17 protein-coding genes are annotated in these 14,988 nt (G+C 61.6%); 3 read left to right on the top strand and 14 right to left on the bottom strand.

Going from position 1 to position 14,988, the window contains the following annotated elements; all coding sequences use genetic code 11:
- The 9 genes from VFO93_RS07705 to pdhA form a co-directional block, all read right to left on the bottom strand.
- On the bottom strand, window positions 1–266 hold a 266-nt coding region (locus VFO93_RS07705), incomplete at its 3' end, for a hypothetical protein (protein ID WP_325133774.1).
- A 6-nt stretch (window positions 267–272) separates the two neighbouring features.
- The gene (gene lptC, locus VFO93_RS07700) at window positions 273–842 is read right to left on the bottom strand and encodes an LPS export ABC transporter periplasmic protein LptC (RefSeq protein WP_325133773.1); all 570 of its coding nucleotides are present in this window, start codon (window positions 840–842) and stop codon (window positions 273–275) included.
- Between the two features lies 1 nt (window position 843).
- Window positions 844–2,172: a hypothetical protein gene (locus tag VFO93_RS07695; RefSeq protein WP_325133772.1), complete on the bottom strand. Its 1,329-nt coding sequence runs from the start codon at window positions 2,170–2,172 to the stop codon at window positions 844–846.
- Entirely contained in the window at window positions 2,159–2,926 is a 768-nt protein-coding gene (locus VFO93_RS07690; RefSeq protein WP_325133771.1) for a type III pantothenate kinase, read from the bottom strand. The genes VFO93_RS07695 and VFO93_RS07690 overlap by 14 nt, the downstream gene beginning before the upstream one ends.
- A gap of 161 nt (window positions 2,927–3,087) precedes the next feature.
- Window positions 3,088–5,118, bottom strand: a complete 2,031-nt coding sequence (locus VFO93_RS07685; protein ID WP_325133770.1) for a pseudouridine synthase — start codon at window positions 5,116–5,118, stop codon at window positions 3,088–3,090.
- 184 nt (window positions 5,119–5,302) lie between these two features.
- Window positions 5,303–5,686, bottom strand: a complete 384-nt coding sequence (locus tag VFO93_RS07680) for a TraR/DksA family transcriptional regulator (protein WP_325133769.1) — start codon at window positions 5,684–5,686, stop codon at window positions 5,303–5,305.
- A gap of 188 nt (window positions 5,687–5,874) precedes the next feature.
- Window positions 5,875–6,351, bottom strand: a complete 477-nt coding sequence (gene ribH, locus VFO93_RS07675; protein ID WP_325133768.1) for a 6,7-dimethyl-8-ribityllumazine synthase — start codon at window positions 6,349–6,351, stop codon at window positions 5,875–5,877.
- A 178-nt stretch (window positions 6,352–6,529) separates the two neighbouring features.
- Window positions 6,530–7,294, bottom strand: a complete 765-nt coding sequence (locus VFO93_RS07670; protein ID WP_325133767.1) for a tetratricopeptide repeat protein — start codon at window positions 7,292–7,294, stop codon at window positions 6,530–6,532.
- A gap of 99 nt (window positions 7,295–7,393) precedes the next feature.
- A complete protein-coding gene (gene pdhA / locus VFO93_RS07665; RefSeq protein ID WP_414653561.1) occupies window positions 7,394–8,578 on the bottom strand; it encodes a pyruvate dehydrogenase (acetyl-transferring) E1 component subunit alpha in 1,185 nt (394 codons plus the stop codon).
- Window positions 8,579–8,674: 96 nt separating this feature from the next.
- Here pdhA and recF point away from each other — a divergent pair, with 96 nt between their 5' ends.
- Together recF and VFO93_RS07655 are read left to right on the top strand one after the other, a co-directional pair.
- A complete protein-coding gene (gene recF / locus VFO93_RS07660; RefSeq protein ID WP_325133766.1) occupies window positions 8,675–9,820 on the top strand; it encodes a DNA replication/repair protein RecF in 1,146 nt (381 codons plus the stop codon).
- A gap of 74 nt (window positions 9,821–9,894) precedes the next feature.
- Entirely contained in the window at window positions 9,895–10,212 is a 318-nt protein-coding gene (locus VFO93_RS07655) for a DUF721 domain-containing protein (RefSeq protein WP_325133765.1), read from the top strand.
- A 126-nt stretch (window positions 10,213–10,338) separates the two neighbouring features.
- Here VFO93_RS07655 and VFO93_RS07650 read toward each other — a convergent pair whose 3' ends face one another.
- On the bottom strand, window positions 10,339–10,779 hold the full coding sequence (locus VFO93_RS07650; protein ID WP_325133764.1) for a helix-turn-helix domain-containing protein: 441 nt from the start codon (window positions 10,777–10,779) through the stop codon (window positions 10,339–10,341).
- Between the two features lie 233 nt (window positions 10,780–11,012).
- Entirely contained in the window at window positions 11,013–11,861 is an 849-nt protein-coding gene (locus VFO93_RS07645) for a glycerophosphodiester phosphodiesterase family protein (protein ID WP_325133763.1), read from the bottom strand.
- 113 nt (window positions 11,862–11,974) lie between these two features.
- Between VFO93_RS07645 and VFO93_RS07640 the strand changes: the two genes are divergently transcribed.
- Window positions 11,975–12,604, top strand: coding sequence for a hypothetical protein (locus tag VFO93_RS07640; protein WP_325133762.1), 630 nt, complete (start codon window positions 11,975–11,977; stop codon window positions 12,602–12,604).
- Between the two features lie 230 nt (window positions 12,605–12,834).
- Here the strand turns inward: VFO93_RS07640 and VFO93_RS07635 are convergent, their stop codons facing one another.
- From VFO93_RS07635 to VFO93_RS07625, 3 genes are all read right to left on the bottom strand, one after another.
- Window positions 12,835–13,107, bottom strand: coding sequence for a PLD nuclease N-terminal domain-containing protein (locus VFO93_RS07635; protein WP_325133761.1), 273 nt, complete (start codon window positions 13,105–13,107; stop codon window positions 12,835–12,837).
- A gap of 86 nt (window positions 13,108–13,193) precedes the next feature.
- Window positions 13,194–13,850 (bottom strand): rhomboid family intramembrane serine protease, encoded by a 657-nt coding sequence (locus VFO93_RS07630; RefSeq protein ID WP_325133760.1) that lies wholly within the window; start codon window positions 13,848–13,850, stop codon window positions 13,194–13,196.
- A 75-nt stretch (window positions 13,851–13,925) separates the two neighbouring features.
- The gene (locus tag VFO93_RS07625) at window positions 13,926–14,894 is read right to left on the bottom strand and encodes a polyprenyl synthetase family protein (RefSeq protein ID WP_325133759.1); all 969 of its coding nucleotides are present in this window, start codon (window positions 14,892–14,894) and stop codon (window positions 13,926–13,928) included.
- Window positions 14,895–14,988: the final 94 nt, after the last annotated feature.

Below are 14,988 nucleotides of genomic sequence, written 5' to 3'. Positions count from 1 at the left end.
CGCTTTTTCTTCGGATTATTTTTCGCGCCTTTCGCGGGCTTGTTCATTTCGGCTACCTGCCGGGCCACTTCGGCCTCTTTGGCCCGGCGGGCTTCCTGCCGCCGCCAGTACTGCAAGGGCAGCCAGCAGCTCAGCGAAATCATGTAAATCCAGTAGTTGCCCACCAGGTCGTTTTGCAGCACAGTCTGATAGGTGGCAATCACGAAGGTGACCACGCCAAAGGCAAACAACACCGTCTTAAGCAGCGACTTATCAAATTTTATCATGGCTGCTTAAATACCCTTCTGCTGGGCCTCCTGGAGCGTAAACTCGCCTACCGGGCGCTTGATTTTATACCACGAAAAGTCTTCGCTGGCTTCCATGCCGTAGCCCGTCAGCACCTCGGTGGGGGTTTGGATGCGGACGGCCATCGCCGTGTCGGTGTAGATTTTATGCTTGAGCTTGTCGTAAAACAGCTCCTCGGTGCGCAGCGTCTGCTGCTGCGGCACGTTGGCCACGCGCACGTCGCCGCGCATGATGTAGAGCTGCTTGGCTTTGTCGAGCTGGCCAAATTTGGCTTCCATCGTGTTCACTACCACCTTGCCGGGCTTGTCGTAGACCTGCACGTGTACGCCTTTGCGGTAGTACATGTCGCCGCTTTCGTACTGCTGCTCGAGCGGCGCGGTGAGGCGCAGTTGCAAGCGCGCCGAGTCGCTCACCAGCGTTTCCACGTTGGTGGTTTCGATGAGCGGGCCGGTGTACACGATGGGCTTGGCGGCGGTCTCTTTGTCGGTGCAGCCGGCCAGCGCCAGCGCGGCCAGCGGCGCAGCAGCCAGCAGATAGCGGTAGCTGAAAACCAGCATCTTACTGAAGGCGACGTTTGATAAACCAGCGGTTGCTGAGCGTCACGCCCAGTTGGGCCCGCAGGTAGCTTTCGCGCACGTTGCTGCCACCGGTGCTGCCGCCGTAGAGGTAATCGGTGTTGCCGCGCACGCCGTAGGCAAAGCCCAGGCTGACGAGCGTCGACTCGAGCGAGGTGGCCGTGGGCAGCGGGAAGGCAAAGCCCCAGTGAATGGCCCGGTCGTAGAGTACCTGCCCGCCGGGGCGGTAGGGCATCTGGGCCACGCTGAGGCCCACGCGGTAGGTTACGCGCTGAAAGTAATGCTGCACCGAGCCGGGGTCGGGCGTGAATTCGCCGCCGCCGGCCACGCGCCAGGTATTGCCGAGCTGGGCGGCCGGCCCGTCGCCAAACGCCTGAAACTTCGACCACTGCTGCCAGCTACCATCCAAGCTCACCGAGAAGTTGCGCCCGTTATCAACCGAGATACCGCCCTGCGACAGCATCGGGATGAAGGTGTAGCCCGCGTCGTTGACCAGGTTTACGGTAGTACCCGCGATGGTGGCGCGGTTGGCATCCTGCTGCTCCTGGGTGCGCTGGCGCGTCACCTTGGTGTTGGTCGGGAAGGTTTGGGTGCCGCCCACGTTCAAATTCAGCGACTTGCCAAATTTGTGGCGGTAGTGCAGCGAGGCGCGCAGCAAAAAGTCGGCGTAGCGCAGCTGCTCGCGCTCTACTACCAGCTGCTGGGCGGCCACGGTGCTGCTCGTGATGGCCGTGCCGTTGCTTTGGTCGAGCGTGCCAAACAAAAACGAGGCGCTGCCGCCAATATTCAAATCGCGCAGCACGTGAATGCCATGGGCGAAATAAGCTTCCGATAAGCCGCCGGTGCCGCTGTACGTTTTGTAGGCCGTGGCAAACGGGTCGCCGTTCACGGCCCCGGTCGAGTTTACCTCGTAGTCTATCGAGCTGTAGGGTTTGAGGCCCACCGCCGACGACCAGCGCTTGGTAATCGGCACGGCCAGCGACAGATACGCCAGCGTGATGCTGCCCGCGCGGTACGAGTTGGTGGCGTTGCTGACGGTTTTGTACTGCCCGCTGACGCCCGCCTCAAACATGGTGCGCGGCACGTACACCAGCAGGGCCGGATTTAGCTCGTTGATGTTGCCCGTGTTGGGCGCGGCCTGGCCGGCCCCGCCCATGCCCAGCTGGCGCACCCCGCCCAGGTTGCCTTCCAGGTCGCCCAGGCCAATGCGCGAGTAGGGCGAGTTGCCCAGGCCTTGCCCCAGCGCCGAGCCTGCCAGCACGAGCGGCGCGGCCGTCAGCGCGGCCAGCAGTAGTTTTTTATCGGTCAACATTATAGCGTAAAATCCGGTCTAGGCCGATTAGCACCAGTTCGGGGACTACAAAGATAAAGCCGGGAGCCGCAGCCAGCCGCGGCTGCAAATACGCCGCATCGCCGCCCGCCAGCACCAGCCCCAGGCCGGGGTAGCGGCGGCGGTAGTCGGCCACCAAGCCGTTTACCTCCGCCACTGCCCCATTCAGCACCCCGCTCAGCAGCGAAGAGGCCGTGGAGTCGCCAATTAGTTGCACCGCCGCAACAGGCGCAGGCAATTCGAGCAGCGGCAGCCGGCCCGTGAAGGCATGTAGCGCCCGCAGCCGCATTCGCAAACCCGGCGCGATGCTGCCGCCGTGGTAGGTAGCATCGGCTACTAAATCGAATTTCAGCGCCGTGCCCGCGTCAATAACCAGCGTGGGCTGGCCGGGCCGCAAATGCCCCGCCCCTACCGCGCCGGCCAGCCGGTCGGCTCCCAGCGTGTGGGGCGTGGCGTAGGCGTTTTGCAAGGGCACGGGCGTGAAGCCCGGCCGCAGCGGCAGGATGCGGCCCACTACGTCGCGCAGCTCGTGCAGCCAGGGCTGCGCCTCGGCCTCGCTCGCCACCGACGCCAGAATGGCGTGCTCGGGCTGCGTGCGCCGCCACAGCTCGCCTAGCTCGCCCGGCGCGGCCAGCACCCCGCTTTCCTGCAAGCCCGCCGCCGTGAAGACGCCGTATTTCAGGGCCGTGTTGCCCAGGTCGAGCGCGAGCGTTGTTTTGATTGAGCTGTTAGCCATTTGCTGATAGCTGATAGCTGATAGCTGATAGCTGATAGCTACTTATCCGACAAGTAGCTAATAAACAAGCATTAAAGCTGTTAGCCATTGACTACCGGCGGTTAGCTCTCATCAAAGGAGAAGCTAACCGCCGGTAGTCAATGGCTAACAGCTTGACATAATTACATGAAGTATTTCAGGCGAATGACCTCCTGCTCGGTGAGGAAGCGCCATTTGCCGCGCGGCAAGTCTTTCTTGGTGATGCCGGCGTACTGCACGCGGTCGAGGGTCACGACATCGTAGCCGAGGTGCTCGAAAATGCGGCGCACGATGCGGTTGCGGCCAATGTGCAGCTCCACGCCCACGAAGTGCGGGTTGCCGGCTACCACGGCTACGTCGTCCACTTCGGCTTTGCCGTCTTCCAGCTCCAGGCCTTCCGTAATCTGGCGCAGGTGCTCGGCCGTCAGCGGCTTGTCGAGTTCTACCTGGTAGATTTTCTTGTTTTTGTGCGAGGGATGCGACAGCTTCTGCGCTACTTCGCCATCGTTGGTGAAAAGCAGCAAGCCCGTGGTATTACGGTCGAGGCGGCCCACCGGGAAGATACGCTCCTTGGAAGCCGTTTTCACGAGGTCCATCACCGTTTTGCGGCCCTCCGGGTCGTCGGTAGTCGTGATGAAGTCCTTGGGCTTGTTGAGCAGCACGTACACCAGCTTCTCACGGTTGAGATTGGTTTTGCCGTACTGCACCGTGTCGCTGGGCTGCACTTTGTAGCCCATCTCGGTCACTACCTCGCCATTCACCCGAATCTCACCGGCCGCGATGAGCGCATCGGCCTCGCGGCGTGAGCAAATGCCCGCGTTAGCGATGTAGCGGTTGAGGCGCATTTCCTCGGTGCCAAAGTCCTCTTCGCTGGCCCGGCGCTTGTTGCCGCGGGTTTTGTCGTTTTCGTAGTGCTTGAGGTTTTTGTAGTCGGGCGCTTCGCCGGGCTTCTCGCCGTATTTGGGCTTGTCGGCGCGGCCGTAGGTAGTGCCTGAGGCCCGGCCACCGCGCACAGCATCGCGCATAGCCTCGCGGCGCTCACGGAAGGCGTTGGCATTGGGGCGCTCGCCGGTGCTGCGCGGCTTGTCGAAGCCTCCGTCGCGCTCGCCGTAAGGCTTGCGCTCACGGTCGCCATAAGAGCCGCGCTCGTTGCTGCCTTCGCGGCTGCCGTTGCGCTCACCGTATGGCTTGCGCTCGCCCCGGTCGTTGCCGAAGCTGCTGCCGCTACGCTCGCCGTAGGGCTTGCGGTCGCCACCGTAGCTATTGCCGCTGCGCTCGCCGTAGGGCTTGCGCTCCTCGCCGCCATCGCGCTGGCCGAAGCTGCGGCGCTCGGGGCGGCCTTCGCTTTGCTCACCACCTTCGCGACGGAAGGGGCGGTCACTGCCGTAGTTGGCGGCTTTGCCCGCGCCGCGCTCCTCGAAAGCCGAGCGCTCGTTGCGGCCGGTGTAGGCGGGGCGCTGCGTCGTTTCGTCCGCCGGGGCGTTGGGGTCGCGCTTGATGAACTTGCGGTTGCGCTCGCCGGCTACGCCCCGGGGTACCGTAGGCTTGCCTTCGTAGCGCACCGGCTGGCCCTGCCAGATTTGCTTGGGCGGGTAGGCCGGGCGCTCGCCGCGCTCGTCGCTACCACCGCGCGATTCCTTGTTCTCGCCTGCGTCGAAGCGCCGGGCCGGGCGGGCCTCGCCACCATAGGGGCGGCGATTGGGGTCGCCGAAAGCACCCGGCGTACCGCCCTCATTGGAGCGTCCGCCACCAAAGCCGCCCCGGTTGACCCCATCATTGGAACGGCCGCCGCCGAAGCTTGGCCGGCCGCCCTCGCTGGAGCGCCCGCCACCAAAGCCCCCACGGCTACCGCCTTCGTTGAAGCGGCTGCCCCCGAAGCCGCCCCGGTTGCCGCCCTCGCCCGAGCGATTGCCCCCGAAGCCGCCCCGGCTGCCACCCTCGCCGGGCCGGCCGCCAAACTTGCCACCACCCTGCCCGAAGGCCGGCCGCGCGCCCCCGTACTCGCCCCGGCCCGCAGGCCGGTCGCCGCCGCGCTGGGCACCATAGCCGCCGCTGTTGCCACGGCTTTCGTAGCCACCGCGGCCCTCGGGCCGATTAGAACGTTCGGGGCGGCCGCTGCCGCCGGCCGGGCCGCGCCGGTCCGACTTATTGTTTGAGAAATCTTGCTTCGCCATAGTGGTAATGCGGGGTTGCTAGGTGCGGATAGTGATGTACTGGTGGGCCAGCTTTTGGTTTTCGGCAGTAGCGCCAGCTGGCCTCCCCAAACCGGCGGGGCAACCTGCTATAAAAAAGGCCCGGACCCGCCGACTGGCCGCTCACGCGCCAGCCACGGGTCCGGGCCAGGGGGTAACGTTTTGCTTAGTCGCGGCGGGCCAGTTTGGCCTCTATCGAGTGCTGGGTGTGGGGCACGGCGCGCAGGCGCTCCTTAGGGATGAGCTTGCCGGTGCCGATGCACACGCCGTAGGTGCCGTTTTTGATGCGGAGCTGGGCGTTTTCGAGCTGCTGGATGAACTTCATCTGGCGCGAAGCCAGCTGGTTGAGGCTTTCCTTTTCGGCCGTTTCGGCACCGTCTTCCAGCACTTTCAGCGAGGCAGCCGTGGTGTCGGTGCCCGACTCGTTGTTGCGGGTCAGCGTTTCTTTGATGAAAGACAGCTCTTTGCGGGCGGCCGTGAGCTTTTCCTGGATAATCTTATCGAACTCCGCCAAATCTTCGCGCGAGTAGCGCAGGTTTTCCTCAGTCATTACAGGGAAGGCATAAAAGGTAGTAAGTCAACCGCCGGCTAACGCCAGCACAGCAGCCGAACACCAAACCTAGCTAAATGGTTTAGTATCGGGTAGTTTGCCCATCCGGCAATGCTGCGGCCAAGCTCGTAGAGAAGCACTTAGGCCCGCAAAGATAACGCCAGCTTGGTGGTTTGAAAGTGCTTAGCTTAAAAGCCCAGCATCTGGATGGCGGCCACGGCGGCCTCCACGCCCTTGTTGCCGTGCTTGCCGCCGGCGCGGTCCCAGGCCTGCTCCAAGGTATTGGTAGTAACGAGCCCAAAAATGACGGGCTTGTTGTACTTCAACCCCACCGTGGTGAGCCCCTGCGCCACGGCGTGGCAGATGTAGTCGTCGTGCTTGGTTTCGCCCTGTATTACCACGCCCAGGCAGATTACCGCATCCACTTCTTCGTGCTGAGCCAGTAGCTGCGCGCCCAGCGTCAGCTCGAAGCTGCCGGGCACGGTGTTGCGAAATACATTTTCGGGCTTGGCCCCGTGCTTGAGCAGCGTGTCGTAGGCCCCGGCGCTCAGTGTATCGGTGAGTTCGCGGTTCCACTCGGCCACGACCAGCCCAAAGCGCTTTTCACTGATGTCGATAAACCCCGAGCTGTCGTAGGTGCTGAGGTGTTGTAAGGAGGTTGCCATTGTTTGCAAATAAAAATAAGGTAGTTCAGTTTAGATGGCCGGTAGCGCGCTGGGGCACTGTTGCGCCCCGCCTTGGCCAGGCAACAAAGTACGCCACTGGCAAGGTCACAAAAACCGAACGGCCCTCTTCCCGTATAGGAAGAGAGCCGTTCGGTTTTGCGAGCGTCGCGGTTCGCACTTATTGCTGCAAGCGGGCTTTGGCCTGGCGGGCCTCGCCTACCTCCTGCGCGGTAGCGTAGTCGTCGATGATGCGGTTGTAGGCTTTCAGCGCGCCTTCGTTGTCTTTGGCGGCTTCGAGCGCCACGCCCTGCTTGAGCAGGTAGCCGGGCGTGAAGTATTCGTTGGACTTGTAGTCGGCGGCTTTGGCGTAGAGGTCAGCGGCTTCTTTGGCCTTGCCTTGCTCCAGCTGCGCGTCGCCCATGAGCGAGTAGGCGCGGGCCTGCACGAGGTAGTCATCCGAGCTGAACTTGTCGAGGGCCGTGTAGGCTTCGGCAAATTTGCCTTGCTTGAGCAGCGCCACGCCGGTGTAGAACTCGGCGAGGTTGCCGGCCTTGGTGCCGCTGTATTCGCTCACTACCTTATTCAGGCCGGGCAGCTTGCTACCATCGCCTTGCAGCGCACGCTTGAGCGAGTCGGCTTCCCAGTTGTCAACGGCGCGGAACATAGCAGCCTGCGCCTGATTGTTCTGCTGAGTGCGCCAGTAGGTGTAGCCAAAGAAGCCGCCTACCACTACCACTACCGCCAGCAACGCGCCGAGCAGCAGGTTGCGGTTGCGGCGCACGAAGTCCTCCGAATCGGCCAGCCGGGCGGCCAGTGCGTCGGGGTCTTCGAGCAGCGGATTCTCGGTTACATAGGTTTCTTCGGCCGGGGCCAGCGGGTCGGTCGAAACAGGGCGGGGCTGGCGAGCGCCGGGCGTCTTGCCGGTGTAGGGAATTTTAGACATTTGCTAGGATAGCTCAACGGCGCGACTCGCTACAGAACGAGCCGCGCCGCAGATGAGGCCGTCGCGAAAATGCCCCGGCCGGGTGGCAAGTTACTATTATTAGTCGTGAATATAGGGGTAGTCGTTCTGCACGTACACATCCTCGTACAGCTCGGAAGCGTCGGGGTAAGGCGATTTCTCGGCGAAATCCACCGCTTCCAGCACTTGAGCTTTTATCTTCTCATCGATGGCGGCGAGGTCGTCCTCGGTTGCCATGTTGTGCGTGAGGATGGTATGGCGCACCGCTTCGATGGTATCGCGCTGGCGGTACTCTTCGAGCTCCTCCTTGGTGCGGTACTTCATGGGGTCGCTCATCGAGTGGCCCTTGTAGCGGTAGGTTTTAAACTCCAGGAAGGTGGGGCCTTCGCCGGCGCGGGCGCGCTCGGCGGCGCGGGCCACGGCATCGTGCACGTCTTCCACGTTCATGGCGTTCACCGGCTCGGAGGGCATGTCGTAGCCACGGCCGATGTGGTAGAGCTCGGTCACGTTAGACGTGCGCTTCACCGACGTACCCATGGCGTAGCCGTTATTCTCGACCACAAAAATCACGGGCAGCTTCCACAGCATGGCCATGTTGAAGGCCTCGTGCAGGGCGCCCTGGCGTACGGCCCCGTCGCCCATGTAGCAGATGCAGAGCTTGCCGGTCTTGTTGTACTTCTCAGCAAAGGCAATGCCCGCGCCCATCGGCACCTGCGCACCCACGATGCCGTGGCCGCCCATGAAGCCGACTTCCTTGTCAAACATGTGCATCGAGCCACCTTTGCCCTTCGAGCAGCCGGTGACTTTGGCAAACATCTCGGCCATCACGGCATTGGGCGAAGTGCCCAGCGCCAGCGGATGGGCGTGGTCGCGGTAGGCGGTGATGTACTTATCGCCCTTCTCCAGCGCCGACACGGCCCCGGCTACGCAGGCCTCCTGGCCGATGTAGAGGTGGCAGAAACCTTTGATTTTCTGCTGGCCGTAGAGCTGCCCCGTCTTCTCCTCAAACTTGCGGATGAGCTGCATCTGCTCGTACCAGGTCAGGTAGGTTTCTTTCGAGAACTTGGGCTCGGCCGGCGATTCGGCGGTAGGCGCGTTGGCCTCTTCGGCACCCTGGTGCGCGTCGGGCATTTCCTGAGCGATGGCCGCCTGCTGCATGGTTTCGACGCCCGTAGCCTCGTCGGCGGTTTTTACCGGGGGCGTGGGCGCGCCGTTGCTGCTACCTTTCGCGCCCTTCGACGCCTCCTTTACTTTCGACTCCGCCATAATTTGGGGTATATATTTTCGCGTTGGGAGGGCGAAATTACGTAATTCCATCCGTAGTTACGTAATGCGGCCCAGTACTCTCTTCAACCCTGCTTAATGACGCTCGACCAGCTCCACCTGCTGTTTTTCAAAAACTACGACGCCGCCGATTTAAGCCTCAGCCCCGGCATCAATTGTTTTATCGGCGACAACGGCAGCGGCAAAACTAACCTACTCGACGCCATTCACTACCTGGCCCTCACCAAGAGCGCCTTCACGACGCTCGACGCGCAGAGTATCAAGCAGGAAGCCGATTTTTTCGTGGTTAAAGGCAAGTTCGGTGCGGCAGACGCCGGCCGGCCCGAAACCATCCAAGTAAGTCTGCGAGTGGGCCAGAAGAAAACGCTGACCCATGACAAGCAGCCCTACGAGCGCCTGGCCGACCACATCGGCCGCTACCCCGCCGTGCTCATCTCGCCCTACGATACCGACCTCATCCGGCAGGGCAGCGAGGAGCGGCGACGCTATTTCGATAGCCTGCAATCGCAGCTCGACCCCGAGTTTCTGAATCTGCTCATTCAGTATAATGGACTGCTGCGCCAGCGCAACGCTACGCTCAAGCAGCACAGCGGCGGCCACGGCTTCGACACCCTCTACCTGCAAGCGCTCGACGACCAACTTGCGCCCCTGGGCGAAAGCCTGTCGGCGCTGCGGGTCAGCTTCCTGGCCGCCTTCACGCCAGTGTTTCAGAGCCACTACCAGCAGCTGGCCGAGGGCCGCGAGCAGGTGCAGCTCGATTATAAAAGCCAGCTACCGGGCCAGAACTTCCGCCACCTCCTACTGGCCAATGAGCGTAAGGACCTAGCCTTGCAACGCAGCACCGTGGGCCCGCACCGCGACGACTTCGTGTTCCTCATGGACGGCCTGCCCGTGAAAACCTACGGCTCGCAGGGCCAGCAAAAGTCTTACGTCATTGCCCTCAAGCTGGCGCAATTCGAGCTACTAGCCAACCGCCCACTTATCCCAAATGCCGACGGCCGGCCCGCGCCCGGCGGCAAGCCGCTATTGCTACTCGATGACATTTTCGACCGCCTTGATGACAAGCGCATTGCCCGGCTTCTCCAGCTGGTAGCCGACCACACCTTCGGTCAGGTCTTCCTTACCGATACCAACCTAGAGCGCACCGACCAGGCGCTGGCCGGCGTTGATAGCGACATCCGGCGCTTCCGGGTAGAGGCGGGTACGGTACGACTTATCTCGTAGCCACCCCTATTAAAAGGGGGCGGCCGGCGTAATTTTGCCCCGCGCTACCGGCCTCGCGCCGGCCCTCCTCTACCATGAAAAAACCGCTTCCTTCGGCCAGCTCCCGCCGGGCCGACATCATCCCGCTGAAGGAAGGTCTCGAAGCTTTGGTGCGCGCCTACCGGCTGCAAGGCAAGCTTGATGAGGTAACGATAGTGGCCAGCTGGGAGCGCGTGATGGGTAAGGCCGTGGCCCAAAAAACCAAGGAAGTCTACGTGAGCAAAGGCAAGCTTTTCGTGCGCCTCACCTCGGCTCCGCTCAAACACGAACTGGTGATGGCCAAGACCCGCGTGCTCGAACTACTTAACTCGGAGGTAGGCGCGCAGGTCGTAACGGAGGTTATTTTCCTGTAGTGTCACCGTCCTCTACCCTGGCCGAATACTGATGCGGGGCGCAAGCTTGTCGCTGCCTGCTATCACTAATCTATGCTGGTTTGTCAAGCCATAAAAAACAGAAATGTTTCACGTGGAACATTTCTGTTACTTCGGGCCGTACACTTTCAACAGGAGCTCATTGTAGGCCTCCAGCAGGGCAATGTACTTGGTTTGGAGCACCAGCAGCTGCCGCGAAAGGTCAGAATCAGCTGGTTGCGCGGGCGTTACACGGGGTGTAACGCTTGGTGTAACGGTGGATTTAGCGGTTTGCGTTACAAAAGCGAGTGATGATTGGTGAGCAATTGTAAAGTCTTGAGAGAAATCGTGGCCGATTATTTCCCCAATTCTTTTTACAAAGCTGGCATCCAGTGTGTCATCCTTAAACTTCCGGTAGATGGTAGGCCGTGTAATGCCTAGCTCCTCCACGATACGGGTAATGGAGATACCGCTGTTTTTAATAGCTTCCTGCACTATTTCACCCTGATGCGGCATCGTGATAGCTGTTAGATGACAGACAAATATGTAATGAATACGGTTGTAAACCAAATCGCATCAAATACTTGTGCAAAGCGCCGATGATACAATCAGCTGTAACGAAGCAAATGGACAATCAGGTCGTTACACTGCTGCTGTTACAAAGACAATCATTGTATCACGCAACATCTGCCAAGTCTACCACTTTGAATAGTTTGCAACAATTTAACCTATAAACCCAGCCTAACAGCCCAAAAACAGCCCGGGTGGAGGGTTAAAGCACGTAGCGCGGCCGGACACCCGCTTTACACTTGATTGAGCAGCGCGAGCAGGCGGTCGGGGTAGTCGGTGGTGATGCCGTCCACGCCCCAGCCCCAAACCAGGCGCAGGTCGGCGGGCTCGTTTACAGTCCACGGCACCAGGCGCAGGGCCGGGTACGCCGCCCGGATGGCCTGTACCAGGGGGGCTGACAGCAGGCGAAAATCCGGGCCAAGCGTAGCGGGCTCGAAGCCTAGCTCAGCAAATAATTCCGACACCGGAGGCAGGTAGTCTTCGAGGAGCAGGCACAGCGCAAGGTCGGGCTGCGCCTGCCGGGCAGCTTGCAGCACGCGCGGGTCGAAGCTGAGGAGCGTAGTGCGGGCGAGCACGCCGGCCACTCGCAACTCGGCTAGCACTAGGCCCACGAACACCGATGGCGCGGGGTGAAAAAGGTCGTCGCCCTCGGGGCTGCTCTTGATTTCGACGGAGTAGCGCACGGCCTGGCGGCTCGCCGCTTCGGCCTGAACCAGCACCTCGCGCAGCAGCGGGCGGTGGCTGGGCACAGGCTGCTGCGCCGGAAAATCGGGGTGCGCCCATTCCCCCACCGCGCACTGCCGGATGTTAGCATAAGGCAGCTGGTAGAGGTTATAGTTGCGCTCATGGGCGGGGTCGATAATCTCGCCCTGCGGGCCGCGCCCGAGCCGGGCCGACAGCCAGGGCTCGTGAGACACTACGACCTCATGGTCCTGCGACACGACGACGTCGAGTTCCAGCGCGTCGACGCCCAGGGCCAGCGCGTGCTGGAAAGCGGGCAAGGTATTTTCGGGGAGCAAGCCCCGGCAGCCCCGGTGGCCGTGTACTTCGGGCCGGGCGCGGGCAGCAGGTTGAGTATACATGAGCGGCTATACGCAGAAAAGCCGCCGGCAGAATATTCGCCGCGCGGGCCGGGCGGGCTGCCTCGGACTGGTAATTTTACGCTGTTCTCACTGCCGCTCCGCGGCCTACTCACATGAAAAAACTGGTATTGCTGGTGCTGCTTATCGCCGTGGTGGCGGGCGGCTATTACTACTACAGCTCGCTGAAATCGGGGCCGAGCTACGCGCTGATGCAGGCGGCGGCGGCCACCCAAACGCACGACCTGGCTACCTTCGAGCGCTACGTGGACGTGGACGCGCTCACCGGCCACCTCGTCGATGATGTGGCCAGCCAAGGCTCGGTAGTGGGGATGCTGGTGCCGGGCGGGCGCTTTGCGATGCAGGGCGCGCTACGTCTGCTCAAACCGCAGCTCACCAAGGCCGCCCACGCCGAAATAAAACGCTACGTGCAGACCGGCTCTCTGGAGGCCGCCAACGCCGCCGCGCCCAAGCGCCTGGTCAACCTCTCTTTCACCGGCCTCGCGGGCCGCGTGGTGGGGGCCGACAGTAAATTCAAAGGCATCAAATACACCACCGAAGAGGGCGATGAGGCGCGGGTCGGCTTGGAATTCACGCAGCCCAAATTCGACACCACGATGGTGCTAGAGGTGAAGCTTCGCAAGCAGGCCGATGGCCATTGGCAAGCCAATGAAATCACCAACACCGGCGAACTGCTGAAGCACGTGGCGCGGCTGGAGAAGCAGAAGCTGATGGGTGGCAGCTAGCCGCTGCTACTGGCTTAGTCTACGGAGCCGGCTAAGAAGGCGATTATCATACTTCGCTGCGCTCAGCATGATAATCGCTTCATCCAAGCTGCCCAACGGTGCGATAGAGATGCTTCGCTGCGCTCAGCATAACAATTGCCTTCGGAAGATTTCATAGACAATCCACAACAAAAAACGGCCCCCCGCTGGTAGCGAAGGGGCCGTTTTCGTTTTCAGCTTATGGTCAACGACTAGCGGCTGCGGCCGAAGAAGTAGTAGATGAGCAGGCCGCCGAGCGGGAAGAAGAACACGATGGCAGCCCACAGCAGCTTCTTGCCAATGTCCCAGGGCTGGCCGAAGATGCTGATGAAAGCCCAGATGTCGAGCGCCAGCAGCAGCAGGCCCCACGGGGCGAGGCTACCATCGGCATTGAAGCGGCTGCAGCTGGCCGTGAGTAACAGCAGCGGCAGCAGCAAAGTGAGGAGAACGGGCAGGCGGTCGGAGAAAGAACGGAGCTGGCGCATGAGAGTGGTGTTTTAGTAGAAGGTGTTTGTGCGGATTTGTACGCACATCATCTAAATAAGATACCTTTCTCACTTAATATACTTATTTACAGTATATTACCTAAATACCCCTGGATTTGTTGCCCGAAAAACGGCAGCGCGCCCGGTATCAGCCCAGCAATGAGCACCACCCCGAACAGCGCCCCGTAAAAATGGGCGTCGTGGTTGATGTTATCGCCCCGGCGGCGGCCCATGTAGTACGAGTACATCAGGTACAGAAAGCCAAACAGGAACGGCTGAATGGGGAAATCTGTAAATGGAAAAATGGTAATGCCCTGCCCCTTTGGCGCCACCGGAAACAGTAGGATACTGGCAAAAAGCACCGACGCTACCCCGCCCGACGCCCCGAGGCTGCGGTAGCCGGGCGTATCGCGGTGGCGCAGGTAGGTGGGAATATCGGATACGATGATGCCGCCCAGGTACAGCAGCAGAAACAAGCCCACGCCCACCTCCGGCCCGTACTGCGCGCCCAGGTTGCCCAACACCACGGGGCTGAACGAGTAAAAGGCGAACATGTTGAAGAGCAAATGCGCCCAGTCGGCGTGCAAGAAGCCGGAGGTGAGGAAGCGGTACCACTGCCCCCCACGCCGGTGCATCTGGTAGGGGTCGAGTATCCAGTTGTGCAGCAGTTCCTGGTTCGACCAGGCGTAGGCCGAGACGGCCACGGTGAGGCCGACCAGAATGAGAATCGGGTTGAGATGCATAAAATGTAGGGTAAGCTTTAGCTTGCCAGTGAAAGGAAATGGGCCGTCTGGCAAGCTAAAGCTTACCCTACGCGCCTACGACTCGCGCTCCAGTAGCTGCAAGGCCAGCCGGCGCAGCGGCTCCTTGCGGGCCGCCGGCACGCCGATACGGTCAAGGTGCAGCAGTGCATCCTCGAAGTATTGGTTAATGAGTGCCTCAGTTTGGGGGCGAATGTTGAGCTCGTCGTACACGCCGCGCACGGCGGCTACCTTGGCCTCGGCATCGGCTACGGGCTGGCCGATGTGCTGCGCCAGGGCCGCCTGTTGGGCGGCGTCGGCCTGGGCCTGGGCGGTGAGGAGCAGGAAGGTTTTCTTGTCGGAAATGATGTCGCCCCCCACCCGCTTGCCGAAGGTAGCGGCATCTCCGTACACGTCGAGCAGGTCGTCGCGCAGCTGAAAAGCTAGCCCGATATCGGTACCAAACTGCCGCAGGTACTCGGCATCATCGGCCGAAGCGCCAGCCAGCACGGCCCCCAGCTCAAGGGCGAAGCCGAGGAGCACGGCCGTTTTCAGCCGAATCATGTCGAGGTACTGCGGGATAGTGACGGTGGTTTCGGTCTCAAAATTCATGTCCCACTGCTGACCCTCGCACACCTCGGCGGCGGTCTGCGAGAAGCGGCGCAGCACCTGGGGCAGCACGGCGGCGGGCACATCAAAGAGCAATTCGTAGGCCCGTACTAGCATCACATCGCCCGAGAGGATGGCGGTGCTGGCGTTCCATTTCTCGTGCACGGTGGGCTGGCCGCGCCGCAGCGGGGCGTGGTCCATGAGGTCGTCGTGCACCAGCGTGAAGTTGTGGAAGACCTCGGTGGCCAGGGCGGGCTTCACCAGCGGGGCCAGCTCATCAGTGAACAGCTGGCCGCCGAGCAGCGTGAGCAGGGGCCGCAGGCGCTTGCCGCCAAGGCCCATGATATAGCGAATGGGGTCGTAGAGGGCGGCCGGTTGCTGGCCATAATCGAGCTCGGTAAGGGCTTGATTTAAGAGAGAAGAGAGGTCGGTTTGCACGGGCGCAAAGGTAGGTTGTTAGCTCGCCGCCGGGGAACCTCACCCCCCGACCCCCTCTCCAAAAAAGAGGGGGAGCCGGACGTTGGTGGATGCA

The sequence above is a fragment of the Hymenobacter sp. genome (assembly GCF_035709525.1).
In the GTDB taxonomy this organism is placed as follows: Bacteria; Bacteroidota; Bacteroidia; order Cytophagales; family Hymenobacteraceae; genus Hymenobacter.
This window is presented reverse-complemented; position numbering and strand designations above follow the sequence as displayed.